General features: G+C 75.3%; 1 protein-coding gene. It reads left to right on the forward strand.

What is annotated here, in order from left to right; translation table 11 throughout:
- On the forward strand, positions 1-2,930 hold a 2,930-nt coding region (locus tag STRAU_RS35930), incomplete at both ends, for an SDR family NAD(P)-dependent oxidoreductase (RefSeq protein ID WP_037664166.1).

Here is a 2,930-nt window from a genome sequence, read left to right on the forward strand (position 1 = left end):
TTCCGGCGGGTGGCGGAGGGCCTGACGTACGCGGACCCGGCGCTGTCGGTCGTGTCGAACCTGACCGGTCAGCTCGCTGCCGCCGGGGAGTTGAAGGATCCCGGCTACTGGGTGCGGCACGTCCGCGAGGCGGTCCAGGCGGGCCTGGTCGCCGCCCTACGCAAGGACCGCCCCGAAGCGGACACCTTCCTGGCCGCCCTGGCCAAGCTCCACGTACGCGGAACCGACGTCGACTGGGCGCCGCTCTACGCGCCGGTCGACGCGCGCCGCCGCGTCGACCTCCCCACGTACGCCTTCCAACGCGACCACTACTGGCTGGAGTTGGCGGCAGCCGCCGGAACCCCCGCCCGTGCGGACGGATACGTCGAGGACGAGGTGGAGGCCCGTTTCTGGGAGGCCGTGGAGCGGGAGGACCTGGAGTCGCTGAGCGTCGAGTTGGGCGCCGGGAGCGCGGCCGACGGTGGGGCGCTGGGCGAGGTGCTGCCGGTGCTGTCGTCGTGGCGGCGGCAGCGGCGCGAGAGCTCCACGATCGGGCGGTGGATGTACCGGGAGTCGTGGAAGCCGCTGACGGGCCTCGCCCCGGCGGCCTTCGACGGCACGTGGTGGGTGGTCGCCCCGGCGGGCGAGGCGCCGTATCCGTGGGTGGGCGCCGCAGTCGCCGCGCTGGAGGAGCGGGGCGCACATGTCGTCCGGATCGCCGTGGGCCGTGACGAGGCCCGCCGTGACGTGCTGGCTCGCAAACTGCGTGAACTCCTGGACGGAGAGGGCGAGTCGGACCTCGGCGGCCACCCCCAGGGAGTGCTCTCGCTGCTGGCCCTCGACGACTCAGAAGGCTCGGTCCACCCGACCGTCGCCACGGGCCTTGAGGGAGTGCTCGCGCTCCTCCAGGCTCTGGGGGACGCGGAGGTGGCGGCGCCGCTGTGGGCGGCCACGCGCGGCGCGGTGACCACGGGGCGCTCGGACCGCCTGACGGCGCCGGCTCAGGCGGCGGTGTGGGGCATGGGCCGGGTGGCCGCGCTGGAACAGCCTCAGCGCTGGGGCGGCCTGGTCGACCTGCCCGCGACCCCCGACGAACGGGCGGGGCTGCGGCTGGCCGACGTGCTGGGCGCGGCGTCGGGCGAGGACCAGGTGGCGGTGCGCGGGTCCGGGGTGTTCGGGCGCCGGTTGGTCCGGGCGCCGTTGGGTGATGTGCCGGCGGGCGAGTGGTCGCAGGCGCGCTCCCAAGGGTGGCCCCAGGGGCGGGCCCCGGAGTGGTCCTCGCGGGGCACGGTCCTGGTCACCGGCGGTACCGGTGCCCTGGGCGGGCACGTCGCGCGGTGGCTGGCGGCCGCCGGTGCCGAGCACCTCGTCCTGACGAGCCGTCGCGGCCCCGACGCACCCGGCGCGCCCGAACTCCGCGCCGAATTGGCGGAGATGGGTGCCCGGGTGACCGTCGCGGCATGCGACGCGGCGGACCGCGAGTCCTTGGCGCGGGTCCTGGCCGCCATTCCGGCGGACGTGCCGCTGACCGGGGTGTTCCACACGGCCGGTGTGCTGGACGACGGCGTACTCGACGGCCTGACCGCCGAGCGGTTCGCCACGGTGTTCCGCCCCAAGGCCCAAGCGGCCCTGAACCTGCATGAGTTGACGCGCGACAGCGAGCACCTGTCGGCCTTCGTGCTGTTCTCGTCCGTCGCGGGCTCCCTGGGCATCGGCGGCCAGGGCAACTACGCCGCCGCGAACGCGTTCCTCGACGCCTTCGCCGAGCACCGCAGGTCGCTGGGCCTGCCCGCCGTGTCCCTGGCCTGGGGGCCGTGGGCCGGTGGCGGCATGGCGGCCGACGGCGGGGTGGTGGAGCAGCGCGTGCGCGACAGCGGCATGCCCGCGATGGCACCGGACCTGGCCGTCGCCGCGATGGCCGCGGTGCTGGCGGGCACGGGCTCGGCGCCCCATGCCGTTGCGGCGGCAGGCGCGTCCGCGCCCGCGGGCACCGCAGCGATCACCCTCGCCGATGTCGCGTGGGACCAGTACGCGCCGACCTACTCCATGGCACGCCCCTGCCACCTCTTCGACCAGCTCACCGGGCCCGACGGACCGGCGGCCGGGGCGGCGGCGACCACCGGCCGGGACAGTGGACCGGCGCGGGGCGCGGCCCCGTCCCACGACTCCCTCGCGGAGCAGCTCGCGGCACTCCCGGCGGCGGAACGGGAGCGGGCGCTCCTCGACCTCGTGCGCGACCGCGTGGCCACCGTCCTCGGCTATCCCGCGACCAAGACCGTCGACGCCACCCGTCCCTTCAAGGACCTCGGCTTCGACTCGCTGACCGCGGTCGAACTGCGGAACCTCATCGGCGCCGCCAGCGGACTCCACCTCCCGGCGACCCTCGTCTTCGACCACCCGACACCGGCGGCGCTCGCGGGACACCTGCGCGGTGAACTCCTCGACGGCCTCGCACCGGAGGGCGCCGGGACTACGGCCGCCACCTCGGTCGCGGCAGCGGCTGCGGTGGACGGCGACCCCATCGCGATCGTCGCGATGAGCTGCCGCTTCCCCGGCGGCGTACGCTCCCCCGAAGAGCTGTGGCGGCTCCTCCACGACGGCAAGGACGCCATTGGCGACATGCCGGAGGACCGCGGCTGGAACGTGGACGCCCTCTACCACCCGGACCCCGACCACGCCGGGACCAGCTACGTCCGCGAGGGCGGGTTCCTGCACGACATGGCCGAGTTCGACGCGGACTTCTTCGGGATCTCGCCCCGCGAGGCCCTGGCCATGGACCCGCAGGAGCGGGCCGGCATCGACCCGGCCACCCTGCGCGGCAGCCGCACCGGAGTCTTCTCCGGCACCAACGGCCAGGACTACGAAGACGTCCTGCGCACCGCCCCCGACCGGGGCGAAGGCTACCTCGGCACCGGCAACGCGGCGAGCGTCGTCTCCGGCCGCCTGTCGTA

This window comes from Streptomyces aurantiacus JA 4570, assembly GCF_000414115.1.
Classification (GTDB): Bacteria; Actinomycetota; Actinomycetes; order Streptomycetales; family Streptomycetaceae; genus Streptomyces; species Streptomyces aurantiacus_A.